The organism is Bacterioplanoides pacificum (assembly GCF_042648445.1).
GTDB classification, from domain to species: domain Bacteria; phylum Pseudomonadota; class Gammaproteobacteria; order Pseudomonadales; family Oceanobacteraceae; genus Bacterioplanoides; species Bacterioplanoides pacificum.
Genome location: NZ_JBHRYB010000001.1, coordinates 171,313 through 189,579, shown reverse-complemented (window position 1 = coordinate 189,579; position 18,267 = coordinate 171,313). Strand labels below are relative to the sequence as shown.

At 56.1% G+C, this 18,267-nt stretch carries 11 protein-coding genes; 8 read left to right on the top strand and 3 right to left on the bottom strand.

Annotated elements, in window-relative coordinates; translation table 11 throughout:
- The first annotated feature begins 110 nt into the window (after positions 1-110).
- From ACFOMG_RS00945 to ACFOMG_RS00920, 6 genes are read left to right on the top strand one after another with little or no spacing between them, the layout of a single operon-like run.
- Positions 111-1,874: a HesA/MoeB/ThiF family protein gene (locus ACFOMG_RS00945; RefSeq protein ID WP_376864224.1), complete on the top strand. Its 1,764-nt coding sequence runs from the start codon at positions 111-113 to the stop codon at positions 1,872-1,874.
- The gene (locus tag ACFOMG_RS00940; protein WP_376864223.1) at positions 1,871-3,115 is read left to right on the top strand and encodes an acyl-CoA dehydrogenase family protein; all 1,245 of its coding nucleotides are present in this window, start codon (positions 1,871-1,873) and stop codon (positions 3,113-3,115) included. Before ACFOMG_RS00945 ends, ACFOMG_RS00940 begins: the two co-directional genes overlap by 4 nt.
- The gene (locus ACFOMG_RS00935; RefSeq protein ID WP_376864222.1) at positions 3,112-5,661 is read left to right on the top strand and encodes an efflux RND transporter permease subunit; all 2,550 of its coding nucleotides are present in this window, start codon (positions 3,112-3,114) and stop codon (positions 5,659-5,661) included. Before ACFOMG_RS00940 ends, ACFOMG_RS00935 begins: the two co-directional genes overlap by 4 nt.
- Entirely contained in the window at positions 5,654-6,661 is a 1,008-nt protein-coding gene (locus ACFOMG_RS00930) for a hypothetical protein (protein WP_376864221.1), read from the top strand. Before ACFOMG_RS00935 ends, ACFOMG_RS00930 begins: the two co-directional genes overlap by 8 nt.
- Entirely contained in the window at positions 6,658-7,455 is a 798-nt protein-coding gene (locus ACFOMG_RS00925; protein ID WP_376864220.1) for an outer membrane lipoprotein-sorting protein, read from the top strand. Before ACFOMG_RS00930 ends, ACFOMG_RS00925 begins: the two co-directional genes overlap by 4 nt.
- Complete coding sequence (locus ACFOMG_RS00920) at positions 7,455-8,681, top strand: DUF1302 family protein (protein ID WP_376864219.1); 1,227 nt, start codon at positions 7,455-7,457, stop codon at positions 8,679-8,681. Before ACFOMG_RS00925 ends, ACFOMG_RS00920 begins: the two co-directional genes overlap by 1 nt.
- Here ACFOMG_RS00920 and ACFOMG_RS00915 read toward each other — a convergent pair.
- A complete protein-coding gene (locus tag ACFOMG_RS00915; RefSeq protein WP_376864218.1) occupies positions 8,671-9,615 on the bottom strand; it encodes an alpha/beta fold hydrolase in 945 nt (314 codons plus the stop codon). The genes ACFOMG_RS00920 and ACFOMG_RS00915 overlap by 11 nt on opposite strands.
- A 241-nt stretch (positions 9,616-9,856) precedes the next feature.
- Positions 9,857-12,871, bottom strand: coding sequence for a ricin-type beta-trefoil lectin domain protein (locus ACFOMG_RS00910; RefSeq protein ID WP_376864217.1), 3,015 nt, complete (start codon positions 12,869-12,871; stop codon positions 9,857-9,859).
- Positions 12,872-13,302: 431 nt separating this feature from the next.
- On the opposite strand from ACFOMG_RS00910, the gene ACFOMG_RS00905 reads away from it, so the two are divergent.
- On the top strand, positions 13,303-15,075 hold the full coding sequence (locus ACFOMG_RS00905; protein WP_376864216.1) for a GGDEF domain-containing protein: 1,773 nt from the start codon (positions 13,303-13,305) through the stop codon (positions 15,073-15,075).
- On the opposite strand, the gene ACFOMG_RS00900 is transcribed toward ACFOMG_RS00905, so the two are convergent.
- Entirely contained in the window at positions 15,068-16,903 is a 1,836-nt protein-coding gene (locus ACFOMG_RS00900; protein ID WP_376864215.1) for a sensor domain-containing diguanylate cyclase, read from the bottom strand. The genes ACFOMG_RS00905 and ACFOMG_RS00900 overlap by 8 nt on opposite strands.
- 168 nt (positions 16,904-17,071) lie before the next feature.
- Here ACFOMG_RS00900 and dapC point away from each other — a divergent pair, with 168 nt between their 5' ends.
- Entirely contained in the window at positions 17,072-18,265 is a 1,194-nt protein-coding gene (gene dapC, locus ACFOMG_RS00895; RefSeq protein ID WP_376864214.1) for a succinyldiaminopimelate transaminase, read from the top strand.
- Positions 18,266-18,267 lie beyond the last annotated feature (2 nt).

Sequence of the window (18,267 nt, the reverse complement as noted above, 5' to 3'; positions counted from 1 at the left end):
GTAAAACAGTGATTGTGCTGTCATGAATCCCCTCCCTAGCATCCGCTCCGTCAGTGATACCGCCTAAAGTCATTCACTGCGTTTATGGATAAGAGTTTCAGGAGAGGAATATGACGCAACACCCGGATGTACAGAAGGACAAAGAATCTTTTTATCAGGAATTTACCCTGCGCAACGCCGGTTTTATCAGCGACAGCGAACAACACACCTTACGCCAGGCCCACATTCTGATTGCCGGCTGTGGTTCCACCGGCGGCAGTGTGATCGAAGTACTGGTACGCAGCGGCGCAGAAAATCTGGCGCTGGCCGATAACGGCAGTTACGAGCTGAATAACGCCAACCGGCAGAACATGGTGCTGACCGATGTTGGCCGTGCCAAAGTGGACGTGTTCGCTGAACGCATGTTGCAGATAAACCCTCATGTGGCCATCAGTTGCCACGCTCACGGCATTACCCCGGATAACGTCGATGAGCTGGTGCAGTGGGCCGATATTATCGTCGATGCCGTTGATGTTACCGGCCGCTCCGGACTGGAGATGAAGTTTTTATTGCATCAGGTGGCACAGCGGCAACACAAGGCGGTGATTTGTGGTTATGACATGGCCGCCGCTCAATATGTGCCGGTGTTTGATTACCGCGATGAGCAGCTGGCGCTGCTGGATAATCTATTAACCGCCGAAGACGTCGCTACACTCGATCCGCTACAGGCCTGTGCCCGCCTGATTCCGGACGAATTTATCCCGCCACAAATGTTCGCCGAACTGGAGCGCCACCAGCAGGGCAAAGATTACACCTCACAATTGTGTCTGGCCGCCAATCTGTTTGGCGTACTGGGCTCTACCCTGGTGCTGGATATGCTTAACGGCCGGCCGGTATGTAACGACAACTACGTCGATTTATGGAGCCTGATGCGTCGCCCACAAGCCGATGTGCAAACCGACGAGCAGCAGCAACAGCGTCAGCAACAGCGTCAGCAGCTGCGCGCCTGGGCGAATGGTCCCGGAGGTGATAGCGATCCGTTTTTCCTCGATCGTTCGGTACGCCACTACCAGCCACCCCATTTGCCATCACTGGCGGTCGACTACCCGCAACAGCGCTTACACCAGGCCGCCGGAATCAGCGCCTACGCCATCAGCCAGCGACAACTGGATAACACCATCAGTCGTCAATTGCTGCGGTTTGCCTTTGTCCATTACGCCCGGGTTGGTTTTATCAATGCCGATCAGGCCGCCCGTGGCTTATTGCATCACGAGCCGCTGCAACAGCTGCATGACGACGATGTGCATATCATCTTAAGCGACGATAACAACGGCCAGTTACTGGCGTATTCCACCTTAAAAGCACCGCTGTCCGACAGTCACCGTTTCGGTGATAGCCAGCGCCCGGCGTTTGCCGTTGAACAGGCGTTTGGCCGCGACCTGTATCAGCAGACAGATGCCCTGGCCGACCTGCCGCTGGCAGCCGTGCGTGAAATTGGCCGCGTCACCAAAGCTGAGCTGGACGATCCGGCCACCAATGCCCGGGTCGGCATTATGCTGCTGCACGCTTACCGGCTGTTAGTCAGCCAGCCGCAATACGGCATCCGTGCTTTTGTCGGTGACGGCGAAAAACAGGTGACGCTGCGCAACCTGACCTTTTATGGCTTTAACCCACAGTTATTACCAGCCCGCCAATCACTGCTGGCCGACGATCATTTGTATCAGCCACGTTATCAGGGCCGCGATGTCCGGCCGTTCTGGTTATTACTCGAGCAGCTCGATCAACAACGCGCCAACGATGTCAGCGCCCTGTTACAACTCGACGACGACACCCTGCTGAGCCGGCTGGCCAGCAGTCGCAGCAATGCCACTAAGGAACTGGAGGCACAATTATGAAACCGGTATGGAACGAACAGCAGCTGGAAATCCGTGATTATTACGAACAGGTAGCGCTGCAGCGGGTCCGCCCGAGTGCCGCGGAACGCGATCAGAATCTCAGCTTCGACCGTCAGATCTGGCGGGACCTGGGTGCCAGTGGCTTATTTGGCCTGCATATGCCGGAAGAATTCGGTGGCCAAGGCCTGGGGCTGCGCGAGTTTGCCGCGGCACTGGAAGGTTTTGCCCGCGGCTGTCAGGACATGGGAGTGCTGGTGTCGTTTGTGGCACAGGTCGGGCTGGTACAGGCCGGCTTGCTCAGTTACGGCTCAGAACAGCAGAAACAGCGCTGGCTGCCGGGGCTGATCCGCGGCGAATTATTGGGCTCATTTGCCATTACCGAGCAGGGCTGTGGCTCAGACGTGCGGGCGATGAAACTGGCCGCTCATCAGGAGCTCGACGGCTTCCGCCTGAACGGCCAGAAATGGAACATTACCAATGCCCCGGAAGCAGACGTGGTCATGACCTTTGCCCACGTTCAGGACGTCGGCGAACGTTCCGTCAGCTGTTTTATCACCGCCACCGATGTTGCCGGGCTGGAGCGCAGTGAACCGTTTGAATTACTCGGTAACCGCGGCACCCCGATTGGTGCGTTTGATTTTAACGATGTGTTATTACCGCCATCGGCGCTGGTAGGTGAGGTCGGTCAGGGCCTCGACGTATTGTATTTCGCCTTCCTGGTCGAACGGGTGTTAACCGGTTTAGTGATCACCGGCTGCATGGAACCCTTGATGGAAGACTGCCTGCAATACAGTCAGGAACGTCAGGCATTTGGCCGTCCGATTGGCGACAACCAGTATATCCAGGGCCAGATCGTCGAGATGTATTGCCAGGTTGAAGTGTTACGCAGCGTCCTGTTACGTGCGATGGACAGCATGGAACAGGGCGAAGACTGCTCCAGCCTGGCATCGCTGGTCAAAATGCTGGCCACCGAAAACCTGCACCAGGCCTGCATTAACGCCATCCGTATTCACGGCAATTCCGGCTACCGCCGCGACCAGTATTTTGAACGCCTGTTACGCGACTCCATCGGTGTGTTTTTTGCCGGTGGCACCATCGAAATTCACCGCCACGTTATCTGGAACAACCTGATCAGCGAACTGAATCAGGGCAAACGCAGCCGCCAGGGCCTCAACCTCGGGGTTTACCAGAAAGCTGACGTCACCGCATTCACTCAACCCACGGAGGAGGCTCTGGCATGAGCACGCCACTTAATCCCGTCACCCGGCAGCTGATCCGGGTCCAGCAACACCCCTGGCTGATGATGGCCGGGCTGTTGTTGCTGACGTTGCTGGCACTGGCTTCGGCCGGTAACCTGCAAATCAACAGCACACCGTACATGATTGGCGATACACACCCGAGCCGCATCGCCGATCACGATACTAAACGGCTGTTTTCCAACGCCGGCGAACAGGCTTTTGTGGCCATCGATAACCCCGACGGTGACATTTTTAACCGCCACAGTCTGGCGGCGGTAGAACAACTCAGCCGTGCCTTCGAAACCATGTTGCTGATCAGCGATCAGGATCAGCAACAACTGACGGCGCTGGCACAACAGGACACCTTTGCCGCCAGCGCAACGGCCATTCTGCAGGACGGTTTAAGCCGCCAGGACATCCCCGCCATTCGCCAGCTGGCTGGTCATCCGCAGCTGGATAGCCAGCAGCAACAATGGCTGCAGAATCTGGCTGTGCGTTTACGGCCAGTAAAACGGGTACGCAGCCTGGCCAGCATGGAGCATATTGAAGCCTTCAGCGGTGGCCTGAGTGTGGCGCCGTTAATGCAAACCGTGCCTGCCACGGCAACACAGCGTCAGGCGCTGAAAGCGGCGGTGTTAAACAACCCACTGTTTATCAACGGCCTGATTTCACCACAGGGCAATGCCACCACAATTCAGGTGGAATTTACCATCGAAGAAGATGACTCACCGGCGATGTTGCTGGCCCACCGGGAGATCAGCCGTATCATTGAACAGATCAGCAATCAGGCCGATTTCCACGACCGTGTTTACCTCAGCGGCCCGCCGATGATTGCCGCCCAGACCGCCACCAGCATGGAACAGGATAACCAGACGCTGCTGCCCGGTGTGTTGCTGGTCATTATTGCCGTACTGGCAGTCAGCTTCGGACGGCTACAGGGCGTGGTTGCACCACTGCTGATTGCCGTTCTGGCGCTGTTCTGGACCCTCGGCAGCATGGCCGCGTTTGGCGTTAAACAGAATATCGTCAGCTCTATGTTGCCGGTCTTTATCATCGCCATTGCGGTGTGTGATGCCATTCATTTCCTGGCCACGTATTACCGTCTGTTACCCGACGAAGCTGACCGCGCCGCCCGTACACAGGCCGCCAGCGCTGCGTTAACCAAGCTGTTCTGGCCGATGCTGGTAACCACCATCACCACCATGGCCGGCTTTTTTGCACTGAGCTGGACCGAAGTGATTTTTATCCGTGAATTCGGCCTGTTTGTTGGCCTCGGGGTGTTATTCGCCTGGCTGGTCACTATGTTGTTTTTACCGGCGCTGGTGATCCTCTGGAAAGCACCAAAACCACGCTTCGGCCTGCTGGTCAGCCAGCTTACCAGCCGCTTGATGGCCGCTCTGGGGCAACTCGCGGGCCACGGCAAAACCGTGGTGGCACTGGTACTGGTACTGATGTGTGGCGGCCTGCTCTATACCCAGCAAAACCTGACGGTGGATAACCAGGTGATTGGTTATTTTGAGGAAAGCAGCCGGATTCGTCAGGATGACGCCGCGATCAATGCCAACTTTGGTGGCTCAACCGTGGTCAGTTTTCTGATCGAAAGCCAGCAGCCGGACGCCTATAAAAACCCGGCACTGCTGAACGCCATAGCGCAACTGCAGCAGCGGCTCGACAACAATGCACTGGTGGGTTTCACCCTGTCAGCAGCAGACTTTATCAAACGTATGCATCAGGTATTAAGCGACAGCAACCGGGCCGCCGATTACCGCCTGCCGGACGATCTGACACAACCGATGCTGGCGCAATATTATCTGCTGTACGAAAACGCCAATGGCCAGGACCTGTTTGATGTGGTCGACCGGCGTTTTGCCAATGGCCGTATCCTGACGGTGTTACACAGCGATCGTTCGTCAGAAGTCGGCGCCGTGATCGACGATATTCTGCACCAGGCACAACAGCAGCTGCCGGCCGGCGTCACGATCCGCGCTGCCGGTTATGGCGAAATTCTGGTATCCACCACCGCTGCCGTGGTTTCCGGTCAGATCCAGAGCCTGTTGCTGGCGGTGGTGTTAATCGCGCTGCTGGTGATTGCCATTCTGCGTTCCCTGCGCCTCGGGCTGCTGGCGTTATTGCCGCTGCTGTTCACCCTGGTAGGGGTATTTACCCTGATGGCGCTGACCGGCACCGACCTGGATATCGGCACCTCGATCATCGCCGCTATTTCATTTGGTATCGGGATCGATTACGCCATTCATACCATTGCCGCGCTGCGCCTGAGCAGTGGTCAGAACCGCGAACAGCTGGTCGCCAACGCGCTGCAATATTGTGGTAAACCCATTCTGATCAATACCCTGGCACTGGGGCTGGGTTTTCTGGTGCTGACCTTATCCGGCTACCAGGCACTGGTGAACCTCGGGGTGTTTATTTCCCTGACCATGCTGTTCAGTGCGTTATTTGCGTTGCTGGTGTTACCCGCCTTCCATCGTCCGGACGCCCCTCAGGTCAGCCACGAACAGGATCAGCCCGGGGCGGAGCCTGCCAATGCCTGAGCTGCGGAACCAACAACCCTGGCTGCTGGTGCTGTTGCTGAGCTGGTCGCTGCTGTCTGTGTCGCTGCCGGCACAGGCCGGCAGTGACGAACAGTGGCAGGTGATCAGCCTGTTACCCGCCAATGGTGTGTATCAGGCTGACACACTGCAGCAACTGGTACGCGCCAGCGAGAGTCTGTGGCAGCTGAAAACCCCGCAACAGCAACCACTGATACGTCAGCTCGACAGCCTGGCCAGCATGAATGTGATTGTTGCCCAGCAACAGGACATTCGCTTCCGCCGCCTGATCGAACAGCGTGAGCTGTCGCAGGCCGGCCTCAAACGGCTGGCACGGCTGGTGGAACAACATCCGTTGCTGCAACGCCGACTGGTCAGCGCCGATGGCCAGGCCACCCACCTGTGGTTACGGCTGTCTGCCGGTGCCCCGTCAGACAGCCTGCAGCGCCTCACCGACCAGTTACAGCAACAACTGGCGTTGTCCGGCCAGCCGTGTATTCAGCAAGCAGTGCAACAAGGGCCGCTGTATGGTCAGCAGATGAGCCGCTGGCACTATCAGCTAACAGCCGCCAGCCGGCAACAAGCCGATGGCCGCCGGGCACTGCAGCAGCTGGCCCGGGCGCAGCAACAACTGAGTCAGTCAGACGCGGCTCCGGCAGCGCTGGACGGCCGGCTGTATTCCGCCGTCGATCTGTTGCGTTATCTCGGCAATCTGCTGGGCGACCAGTTGCTCGACGAACAGGGCCTGCCGCGCGACAACAATACCCTGGCACAGATGTATATGATGGCCGAAAGTCTGCGCAGCCGCGATCTGCACAGCCTGGCGCGGCCGGACTTCCGCCAGCTGCAACTGGTTGCTATCGGTCATCGCCAGCCACTGGCAGCGCCCTCTCTAGATCATTATCAACTTATTCACACCAGCCACTGGCAGGCCGACACGCAGTCTTACCGCGTACTCGACTGCCGCTCCCCGGCATTAATTTCAGCGGAGACTTCATTATGAAAACACTACTGATCAGCGCGTTATTCACCCTGACCAGCCTGACTTCGGCGCTCGCCACTGGCGCTCCGGCAACCGCTCCGGACACCCTGTTACAACAGGTCCGTGACCGCGATGAAGGTGACGACCGGCGCTCGCGCATGATTCTCGAACAGACTATGAGTGACGGTTTTGTGCGCCAGCGTGAATTGTTAATGCTGGAAAAAAAATTTGGTCCGGAACGCAAAGCGGTGTTGTATTTTACCGCCCCGGCTGACACCGCCGGCACCGGCATTCTGATGTTCAGTTATGAAGAAGCCAGCGGTAAAGACGACGATCAGTGGCTGTACCTGCCCGCTCTGCGCCAGTCACGCCGGATTGCCACCAACTCCAAAGAAGGACCGTTTCTCGGCACCGACTTTTCCTTCGCCGATATCGAACGGCTGCGGGTAAACGACTACCAGTACCAGCATCAGGGCATGGTGGAGCTGGATGGCCGCCAGTTGCATAAAATCAGTGCCAGCACGGCTGACGGTCTGGAAAATCCACGCACCGGTTATAACCGCCGCACCATTTATGTCGACGCCGAACGTCAGCTGATCATCAAAGACGAGTTTTACCGCGAAGGCCGCCATATCAAAACCTTTGAAGTGACCGGCCTGGAACAGGTGGATGGCTTCTGGACGGTTACCGAAGCCCGCATGAGCAACCATGTTGACGGCGGCTTTACCCGTCTGATCCGTAAGGAAACCAGCTATAACCAGGGCATCGCCAGTCGCCTGTTCAACGAACGTACATTACGCAGCGGCATTCACTGATGAACAGAATATTGTCTCTGACACTGCTGCTGTTACTCAGCAGCAGCGTGGCAGCCACCTCCTTCAGCAGCCGTGGCCACGCCGAAGTGCGTCACCAGCAACGTGCCGGTAACCCCGATGGCGAGCCATTAAAACAGCGCTATCAGGCGCTGCTTGAAGGCCAGCTCAGCAACGGCCGGCTGACAGCCAAAGGCATCGCGCTGGGACGTTACCGCAGCCAGTACAATCAGGCCTCAAGCGCGCCTGAGGTACGCGATGAGATGCGCCACGACGCCGAGCTGCGGGAGTATTTTCTCAGCTGGTCGGGCGATACCTTTGAGCTGCGGGCCGGCAAACAACAACAGGCCTGGGGACGGGCGGATTATTTTCGTATTGTCGATGTCTGGAATCCGCTCGACCTGCGCGAATTCCTGCTGCCTTATTTCGATAACTATTCCCTTGGCCGCCAGCCTCGTGGCATGTTGATCGGCGATTATTTTGCCAGTCAGTGGGAACATCAGCTGATTATTGCACCACAGGCGAAAACCACCCGGCTGGCACCGGCCGGCAGTGATTTTGCCCTGAGCGCAATGCCCGCGCAGTTGCCACCACAGCAACAGCCGGACAAGCCGGTCGATGTCGGCTGGCGTGGTAAAACCTTCTGGTCGGGTAATGATATTGAGCTGTATGCCTTTCGCGGTTATCAGCCGGATGCGTTATTGCACCTTGATCAGGGCAAGCCGTTTCGCCGCCAGACCCGGCGCTCCATGCTGGGTGCCTCACTGGCCCGCCCCTGGGGAGCCTGGGTGATCCGCAGCGACCTGGCGTATTACCCGGATGAAAGCCGTCAGTCCGGCAGCGCGATTGAACACAGCCGCCGCAGCCGGGCGCTGATCGGCCTGGACCGGGTCGCCAATGAATGGAGCTGGAACCTGCAGCTGGCCAACAGCCACTGGCACGATCGTCAGCCAGGCCATGACGACGTCTGGGAAAGTTCGCTGGCGCTGGAAAAAAACTGGAGCCGTTATCGCCTCAGCAGCGCTTTATTGTGGCTGGTGAATCACGTCGATAACCGCCACGGCCAGACCAGCCAGCTATGGCGGGCCACGCTCAGTTATGAATTTTTACCGCAATGGAAAATCAGCGTCGCAGCACTGGCATTCGATGGCAAAAACCACACTCAGTTTGGTCAGTTTGATGACCAGGACCGGGTTTACCTCAGTCTGCGACGCGATTTCAGTTTCTGAATCCGGCAGCGTTACCCGGAATTCTGGCCTGGCGCAGCGACTGAGTGTCTTCGCCACTGGCCATGGCGTGAGCAAACTCAGCCAGCCATTGCGCCAGCTGGGGCGCATGTGTCAGCGGTGCCCAGTGGCTGGCATCCAGATCACGACGATACAGCTGTGTCACCCAGTCACCCAGTTCGTCGAACAGCTGGGTGCCAACATAATTGTCGCGGGTTGGTACGATCAGCTGCACCGGACAATGGGCGTAACGTTGTTCCGGCCGCAACAAACGCGGGATAAAATTGGCACGATACAGACGTACGCCAAACACACCGTCGTCAGCCTGGGTCGGATTGACCTGTGGCTCACAAACGCCTTCGCGCCATTGCAGGTAACGACCCCAATGTCTGGCCACCAATAAGCGCCACAATAATGGCGGCAGCAGCGGAACCTGGAAAAAAGCGATATACCAGCTGGCAAACAGCTGACGGATACCGGCAAACAGCCGTCGTGGCGCCAGTGACAATAAATGGCTGCGCATCCAGAAGCCCATATGATCAAGGCTGGGGCCGGAAATACTGCTGAACGACAGGATACGTCCCTGCAGCAACCCACTGGTGACCGACTCCCAGCTCTGAATCGATCCCCAGTCGTGCGCTGCCAGATGAAATTTACGGCCGGGTAACAACTGATCGGCAACCGCCTTCAGATCCTGCGCCAGCAGCGGCAAGCGATAATCGGCCAGACGCCTGGGTTTGTCCGACTGACCGGCCCCGCGTACGTCGTAAACGATGACAAAAAACTCATCGGCCAGCTGTTCTGCCAGCGGTTGCCAGACGATGTGATTATCCGGGTAACCATGCACCAGAATGATCGCCGGATGGTCCGGGTTGCCGCGGGTTTCGGCATACAGCCGGACATCAGCCGAGGTAACAACATGGCGTGTAACCGACATAACCGGCTCCTATTATTTATTATTGTTTGCCATCAACCAGAAAAGAGACAGCTGCGAACGGATGTCGTGCAGCAAGTGCCGCGAAAGTAGCAAATATTGCCGCTCAGGATGCAGGTTCAACAACGCCAATATTGTCGCCGGAAACGATTACCCCGAACGGATCCGGCGGCATAAAAAAACGGCAGCCGGGCTGCCGTTTAAGTGATAGAAAACCCCGTGTCAGGTACGGGGAAAACCCCCTTTAATAGAGCGTCGCATGCCAGCGCTGATTCGCTTTACCATGAGAGGCGTACATAATCAGCGTTGCCGAATCACCACCGGAAACGTCCAGCACCTGACCCAGGTCGATACGCGACTTCAGTTGCTTGGCGGAATAGCTGAACTGCTGCGCCGCGTTGTTAGGATCACAGCTGGCCAGCTGCAGCAGGGTATGGTCGTAAATCATGCCTTCCGGCACTTCCATACATAAGCCGCCGGCCTGGGCGTTAATCATCAGCCCGGTACCGGGATCGTAACGCCACTGTTGCGACGCCAGACCGGCACAGTTCTGCAGCGTAATCCGGGCGCCAATGTGGTCAGCTACCGCACTGACACACTGACCGGTCTCTTCACTGCGGTAGAAGGCGTAGCGGTTTTCAGCATTCATTAAACGCAGTTCCCACTGCTGGTTGGCACCACCGTGATAACTCCACTGACCAACGTTACCGCCATTACCGCTGTCGTAAGCATCAGCGACGATATTGCTGTTGTGTTTACTGGCCAGTTTGGTGCCGGAATACGTCCAGCGCAGGTTATCGGAGTCAACACAATCCCAGATCACCACACCACCGTTGTCGTGCGCCTGACCACGGTTATCCAGACATTTGCCCGGGTTGGCTTTATTACGGAACATCTGGTTTTCAGCGTCGTAGCGCCATTTCTGATCCTGCGACGTCAGCTGACAATCCCACAGCTGCACATTAACACCGTTACTGAGGTTGTCGTCGTTGCCGGGAATATCCATACAGCGACCACTGCCACGGTTCACTACCGAGAACCAGGTGTATTCCCCTTCAGAATATTTCGGGGTGCTATTCGCCAACGAACGTTCCCACATCTGCAGATAGGCTTCTGCGGAGTTCATGACCGCTTCATAAATGCGCGGACTGGTGTTTTCACGGATGTCCTGAATATGGTCAGCCACGATACCAAAATGCGCCAGGCCTTCGTTGTTGAGATCAAAGGTACGGTTACCCGTTACCTGTTTATCAATCTGCACACCAAATTCCGTTTCAAACGGATAGACCAGTGGTTTGACGTCGGTATCCCCGCGTGGATAAGCCTGACTGCCGATACCACCCATGTCGGTCGAGAACGGCACACCATTGAGGTAATCGGTCTGCTCATGCAGGTCGAGGAACGCACCGATACTCCACTCCAGGTTGCTGGAAGCGCTGTTATACGGCGCCATCATGCCACCGGCACGGGCGATCCGTTCGTGTACTTCGTGTGGTGAACCATCCGGTTTACGATTCTGATGGCTATGTCCGGAAATCACACCGGAATATTGCCGAGCTTCGACGATGTCCATGATCGAACGGGCCGTTTTGGTGGAGGTATGATCAATTTCGATGATCATGCCTTTATCGATCATACGCTGAATCAGGTATTCACCCATCGCCGTCAGGCCATGGCGGTTACAGTGCCAGATGCTTTCATCGTATTGTGGGTTAAGACCAATCAATGCCAGGATATCTTTAATCACCGCGACCTGACCGATCAGCGGGAAACCACTGGTAAAGCGCTGGCCGCGGGTTTCAGCATCACATTCCTGAGTTTCGAAGAAACGACCACTCGACAGCCACTGGCCGACGTTAATAAAGCCATCCTCCTGACGCGCACCACCAAACTGGTTATCGAAGCGATGAATCGGATACATCACCCGCACACCGGCGTCATACACTTCCTGCAGCTGACGTTCGACACTTTCGCGTGAACAGTTATCTTTGATGCCACAGTTAAACAGTTCTGAAGCTTCAATCCCCATCAGCACTGCCAGCTTGCCATCGGCAATCACCCGGCGCGCCTGTTCCGGTGAGGTTACGATACGGAAGAAGCCTTTACCCGGGCCACCCTGCTGCGCATCGATATAGTCCTGCATTTCGTGCAGACGACGAATCTGCAGGTGAATACTGGCCATGGTGTTGCAGTTATTCGGATTAATCCAGCTGGCCGGATTAACCGTTTTCTGCACGTTACACAACACTTCGTTTTCCACCAGATGAGTCACCATCATCTGCAGACCACCCAGGTGAGCACGTTCAATCCATTTGTAGTAATACTGCATATGCGACACCTGCTGGCGGTTCGGCCAGGACGGGAAGTCCGGCCAGCCACGGGTGTCATAGCGATGATTGACATCGTCGTAACCCATCAGGTTACCGATAATATCCAGCGCCCCATCCGGGCCATGAATCTCTTTACTGTCACGTAAGGCGGTTTCAATACCCCAGCGATGGAATGGCTCTCCGTGCAGGAACTTACCACCCATAAACTCGTACGAGGTGATGTGAGTGTGCGGGTCAATGGCACCGCGCACAGGCTCACTGGCATCACCGCCCGGCAGGCTGCCGCTGGTATTCAGCTGGGCTTCCGGGAACGGCGTACAGTCGCTTTTCGGCACCAGCCGGAAGTGGGTTTCACTGCCACTGTTGGTCGGGTTCAGAATATCGATCACATACAGACCACCGTCGCTGTAATGACCGGTACCGCCGTAGTTATGACGCAACACTTTCGCCAGTTTCGGGCCATAAATGCTGTAGAAATATTCACCGCTGCTTTGCGGATGGGCGGTGATTTTAAACTCGGCAAACTCACCGGCGTAACGGCCGGCAGAAATCTCGTTCGGCAAATGGGTTGCCAGATAACGGCCGTCTTTATCCGTCAGCATAAAATGGAAAAATGACGTTGGCTTAAAATAAAAGCTGGCGGCCTGATCCAGACTGGTGGCACGGACCTGCCAGCCGAGGCCATTATCGATCGCTCCGCCTTTATGATAACGGTTGATGTATTTGCCATTGGTGGGCGATTGCACCGCATAACATCCCTGAGCCAGGGAATGCACTGCCATATCGGCGTCCATGCGTTGTTCAACCGGTGCTTCTGCCGGAGGCGGCTGAGAAAAAGCGGCTGCCTGTGGCGTATGAACACTGCCAAAAGCTAGCAGGCCACCCGCCAGCGTCAGGTGACACCAGCGTTTGAGTTCATGCTGTTTCATACTGAATACCTTTTGTTGTTCCGGACGTGCCGGGACGTGGTTCGATTCTTATTATTACTGCCAGATGCCCGGGAATGCGGCGGCACCGGCTTGCAGCATGGAACAGCCCCGGCCACTGAGGTAGGAAAAATCGGGTCATTGACTGTGCAATTCCCACAACCCGCCGTGCGCCAGAGCGCGCTGGTTGTGCAATTTTTGCAAATTGTAACCAGCCCGGACGCTGCCATTGGTCAGAACCGCCGGGAAAGCCATTGATCACAGAACAAACAACGCCTTTCGCCAATCAGCGGGCGGCGGAAAGTTATTTGATTACAAAACTGTGGATTTCAGACAAATTACGACACACTTAGTCACAATCTTTCACCTGCGGGTCATCGTAACGTCATACCTGCAGGTTAAGTTAGAGGACGAGAAAATGCTGAGATCGTGTTATGGCACCACAGTTACTGGAAGTCAGCCTGGAAGATATGCTCAGCAGGGAAGCCTTGTTTTCGGTGTTACAGCCGATTGTTGATTTGCGCAATCATCAGCCGCTGGGTCATGAAGCACTGACCCGGGGTGAACCCGGTCATATGTTGCAACGGCCGGATCTGATGTTTCAGGCGGCGCAGCAGTTTGGCCGGGTTACTGAGCTGGAACGCCTGTGCCTGCGGGCGGCGAGCTATCATTTTTCCCATTCAGCCCTGACTGGCCTGTTGTTTGTGAATATCTCGCCCCAGTGTCTGGAAGATAAAGCGCTGGAGATCAACCATCTCACCACTTACCTGAAACAACTGGGGTTGGCGCCACAACAGCTGGTACTGGAAATTTCGGAACGTTTTCCGATCAACAATATGGATGAGTTTATCCATCAGCTCAGCCGCCTGAAAGCGCTCGGCTACGGCATCGCCATCGATGATCTGGGCACCGGTTATTCCGGCCTGAAGTTGTGGTCGCAGGTAAAACCGGACTACGTCAAAATCGACCGCCATTTTATCGACCGCATCGATCAGGATACGGTGAAACAGGCGTTTGTGACCTCGGTTATTCACCTGTGTGATCAGCTGAAGTGTGAAATCATCGCCGAAGGCATTGAACAGCCAGCCGAGCTGCAACTGATCCGCAATCTGGGGATTCACCTGGGCCAGGGTTTCTTATTGGGCAAACCCCAGCTGCAGCCCGAAGTACTGATTCCCAGCAATGAACGCCAGCCGGCCGAACACGGTCATTTTGGTGTTCTCGATCAACCGGTGTCACAGCTGTGCTCTGCCGCCAGCTGTATCCATGCCGATACCAGCCTGGCGGAAGCCGATGATCAGTTCCGCCTCGATCAGCAGCTGATGTCGTTACCTGTGCTTGAAAAAGACCGCCCGGTTGGCCTGTTACACCGCCGCAAACTGCTGGAAATATTTTCCCTGCCTTATGGCCGGGCGTTGTATGAGCGCAAAACCGTGGCTCATATGATGCAGCAGGACCCCTTAATTGTGGACGCAGCCATGAGTCTGGAAGCCGTCAGTAAAATCATCACCGACGATGAAGATCACTACCTGCGCCAGCATTTTATCGTCACCCATATGGGACGTTATCAGGGCGTGGTCAATACCAAAGATCTGCTGAAACGCATCACCGAAAACCAGATACAGAAAGCACGCTACGCTAACCCGCTGACCTTGTTACCCGGCAATGTGCCGATTGATGAAGAAATTGAACGCCGCCTGCAGCTCGGCCGGCAGTTTCATCTGTGTTACGTCGACCTGAATTTCTTTAAACCCTATAACGACCATTACGGCTATCGCCAGGGCGATTCGGTATTACGCTGGCTGGCCCAGCTGTTACAGCAACATTGCAGTCAGGCCTGTTTTATCGGCCATATCGGCGGTGATGATTTTGTCTTTATCAGCGAAACGGCGGATCTGCAGCAACAGTGTCAGCAACTGATCGACGCCTTTGACCAGGGCGTGCGCGACTACCATAACGAACAGGACTGGCAGGCCGGTTATATCCGCGGCAGTGATCGTACCGGTGCGCAGGATCAGTTCCCGTTACTGGGAATTTCGATTGGTGTGGTGCCGTCGCTGCTGATCGATAACGGCAGTGCACAACATATGGCGAACCTGGCCGCCAAAGCGAAAAAACAAGCCAAACAACAGGCGGGCAGCGGCTATTATTGCCTGACCGCCGATCAGGCCGGCGATCTGCCACAGACGCTGGCCGCCGTCAGCTGAAACGGAACCCGTTACGGCCGTTGCGTTTTACCTGATACATGGCTTCATCGGCGTTATGAATCAGGGATTCCCAGCTGTCTTCCCCCAACCGGCCAACGGCAATACCGATACTGGCAGTGATGTCGCTCAGCTCCGGCCACTGAGCAAAATGCAGTGTCTGCATCGCGGCCTGTAAACGGCGGGCATAATGCACGGCGCCCTGCTCGTCACAGTCGAGCAATAACAAGGCAAACTCCTCACCACCCAGCCGGCCACAGCGATCCTGGTCGCGGCCGATCCGTCGAATCATAGCGCCGAACTGGCTCAGTACCTCATCCCCGGCGGCATGACCAAAAGTATCGTTAACCCGTTTGAAGTGGTCGATATCAATCCATAACAAGGCCACTTTGACCGGCAATTCACTCAGTTGTTTCATCTGTTCGATAAAAGCACGGCGATTCAGCAGGCCGGTCAGGCTATCGACATTCGCCAGCACCTGCAGCTGATTATTCGCCCGCTCCAGTGCCTGGGCTTTGTCGGCCAGATCGCGGGTACGTAATTCCACCCGCCGCTCCAGCTCCTGATTGGCAGCACTCAGCTCCTGACTGAGGAATTCAATCTGACGCCGCTGAAATACCCGCAGGCGTAAAAAGTTACTGGTTTGCGCCAGGATAAACACCAGTAACCCCAGGTTCAGCCAGGGGCCGGAATCCAGTAACTGATTATTGAGCAACACATCGTGAATCACCGCCACACCCAGCGCACTCATCCCCAGCAACACCAGTGGTGCACCCTGGCGCCGGCGCACCAGCGCCACAATCACCACCCAATAACCGGCCAGTACCACCAGCAACAGCAGAATACTGAACAGGCCTAATAGCTGAGTAAAATAAAATGCCGGTAACAGCGCACATAACACCACACTGACGACAAATGGCACACTCACCACCTGCACCATGCGGCGCGATAAATCCCACGGGAAACAGGCCTGCACCCAGGACAAAAATAACACCGGGCTGATCATCATGCTGATGTAGGTCAGTCGCATATGCCATTCCCAGGGCAGCTCGGCGGCGGATAGCCAATAAAACGGCGCGTAACCGCTGATGCCGATGCGAATGCCCAGCGCCAGCGCAAACAGCCCCAGCCATAAACCGGTCAGGTCACGCCGGTCAGCCACATATTCCAGTATCAGCAACACCGCCATCGCCACCATCAGTGACGCGATCAGAGCTTCATACACCATCGCGGCGTAATAATCGCTCACCATCTGGTCACGCGGCCCGATACTCAGGCTCTGCCACGGCCCCCCGGTGTGATGATGAAAATTGGAAACCTGCAGCAACAAACGCAACTGGCCGTCATCGGCTGCGCCCAGCACCGCCAGACGATTACCGGCATAGGCCTGTGCGGCGGCGGCATTGTCGGCCACATGACCGCCTTCAGCGATCAGCCGGCCATTGGCGAATAAACGAAAAGCGGTGGCAATTTCCGGAATAAAGATGGCGTATTCGTAACGCCCGGGCAGGTTAACAATCTGCAAGGTATAGCTGGCATACCCCTGGCCAGGATAGTTCCAGCCAGCGGAACCACTGCGATCCCAGGTGGAAGGCATGTTAAACCAGGGCGAGTCCGGCTGCTTCCACAGATCACCGGGCTGCAACTGTTTCCAGTCGATCGCCCAGGCGCCATCCAGCGGCAACGGTTGTTTGCGCGGGTCCCAGGAAAAAGCGTCCAGCTGACCCTGTTCCGCGCTCAATGCATGGGCCGGCGACAGCCAGAAACACTGCAACATCAGCAGACACAACAGCAGCCAGGTGCCACGGGCAAGGTTATACACATTCATCATTGGATTAAACTACCGCCGGGGCATCCGGGCCCTGGCTTATCTCAAGTTATCGGGCGAGTATCTATTATCGCTGGCAGCCAACCAGCATGGCCGACAGTAAGCAGCCTGAATAACAAGCTGATATACTGCGCCACCGGCAAAAACCGTTATAACTGGCATTGGTGCAGCATGAACCCGGATCTTAGCAAATTACAACCCTACCCGTTCGAAAAACTGACCGCGTTAAAAGCGGCTGTGACAGCAGACACCAGTCTGGCGCATATCGCCCTATCGATCGGGGAACCCAAACACCCGGCACCGGACTTTGTGCAACAGGCGCTGATCGACAATATCGCCCGGCTGGAGAATTACCCCACCACCAAAGGTCTGCCGGAACTGAGTCAGGCGATTGCCGACTGGCTGCAACAACGCTTTAAACTGAGCACCGTGGATGCACAAACCCAGGTGATTCCGGTGAACGGCACCCGTGAAGCCATTTTTGCCTTTACCCAGGCGGCCATCGACCGCAGCGCCAGCAAGCCACTGGTACTGAGCCCGAATCCGTTTTATCAGATCTATGAGGGGGCTGCTTATCTGGCCGGCGCCACTCCACACTTTTTACCCTGCCTGGAAGAAAACGGTTTTATGCCCGATTTCGACGCCATCAGCGCCGATGTCTGGCAGGACTGCCAGTTATTATTCCTGTGTTCCCCCGGCAACCCGACCGGTGCCGTGATTCCGTTCGAACAACTGCAAAAGCTATTGCAACTGGCCGATGAACACGACTTTATTATCGCCAGCGACGAATGTTATTCAGAAATTTATGTCGATGGTAAAGAGGCACCGATTGGCCTGTTACAGGCCTGTGAACAACTTGGTCGTCACGACTACAAACGTTGTGTGGTGTTCCATTCGTTATCCAAACGCTCCAATCTTCCGGGATTACGCTCCGGGTTTATTGCCGGTGATGCCGAGCTGTTAAAACCGTTCCTGTTGTACCGGACCTATCACGGTTGTGCGATGCCGCTGCAGACTCAGTTAGCCAGTATCGCGGCCTGGGGCGACGAACAACACGTGGCCGAAAACCGCCGCCAGTACAGCCTTAAATTTGCCGCCGTACTGGATATTCTGCAACCGGTACTGGATGTCCGGCAAACCGATGCCAGCTTCTATTTATGGCCCAAAACCCCGATTAACGAAGAAACCTTTGCGCAGCAGCTATACGCCAGGCAACAGGTCACGGTCTTACCCGGCAGTTATTTATCACGCACCGTCGACGGCATTAATCCCGGCGCTAACCGTATCCGTATGGCGCTGGTGGCCAGTGTGAAAGAATGCATTGAAGCGGCCAGCCGGATGCGTCAATTTATCGAAACTCTGTAACA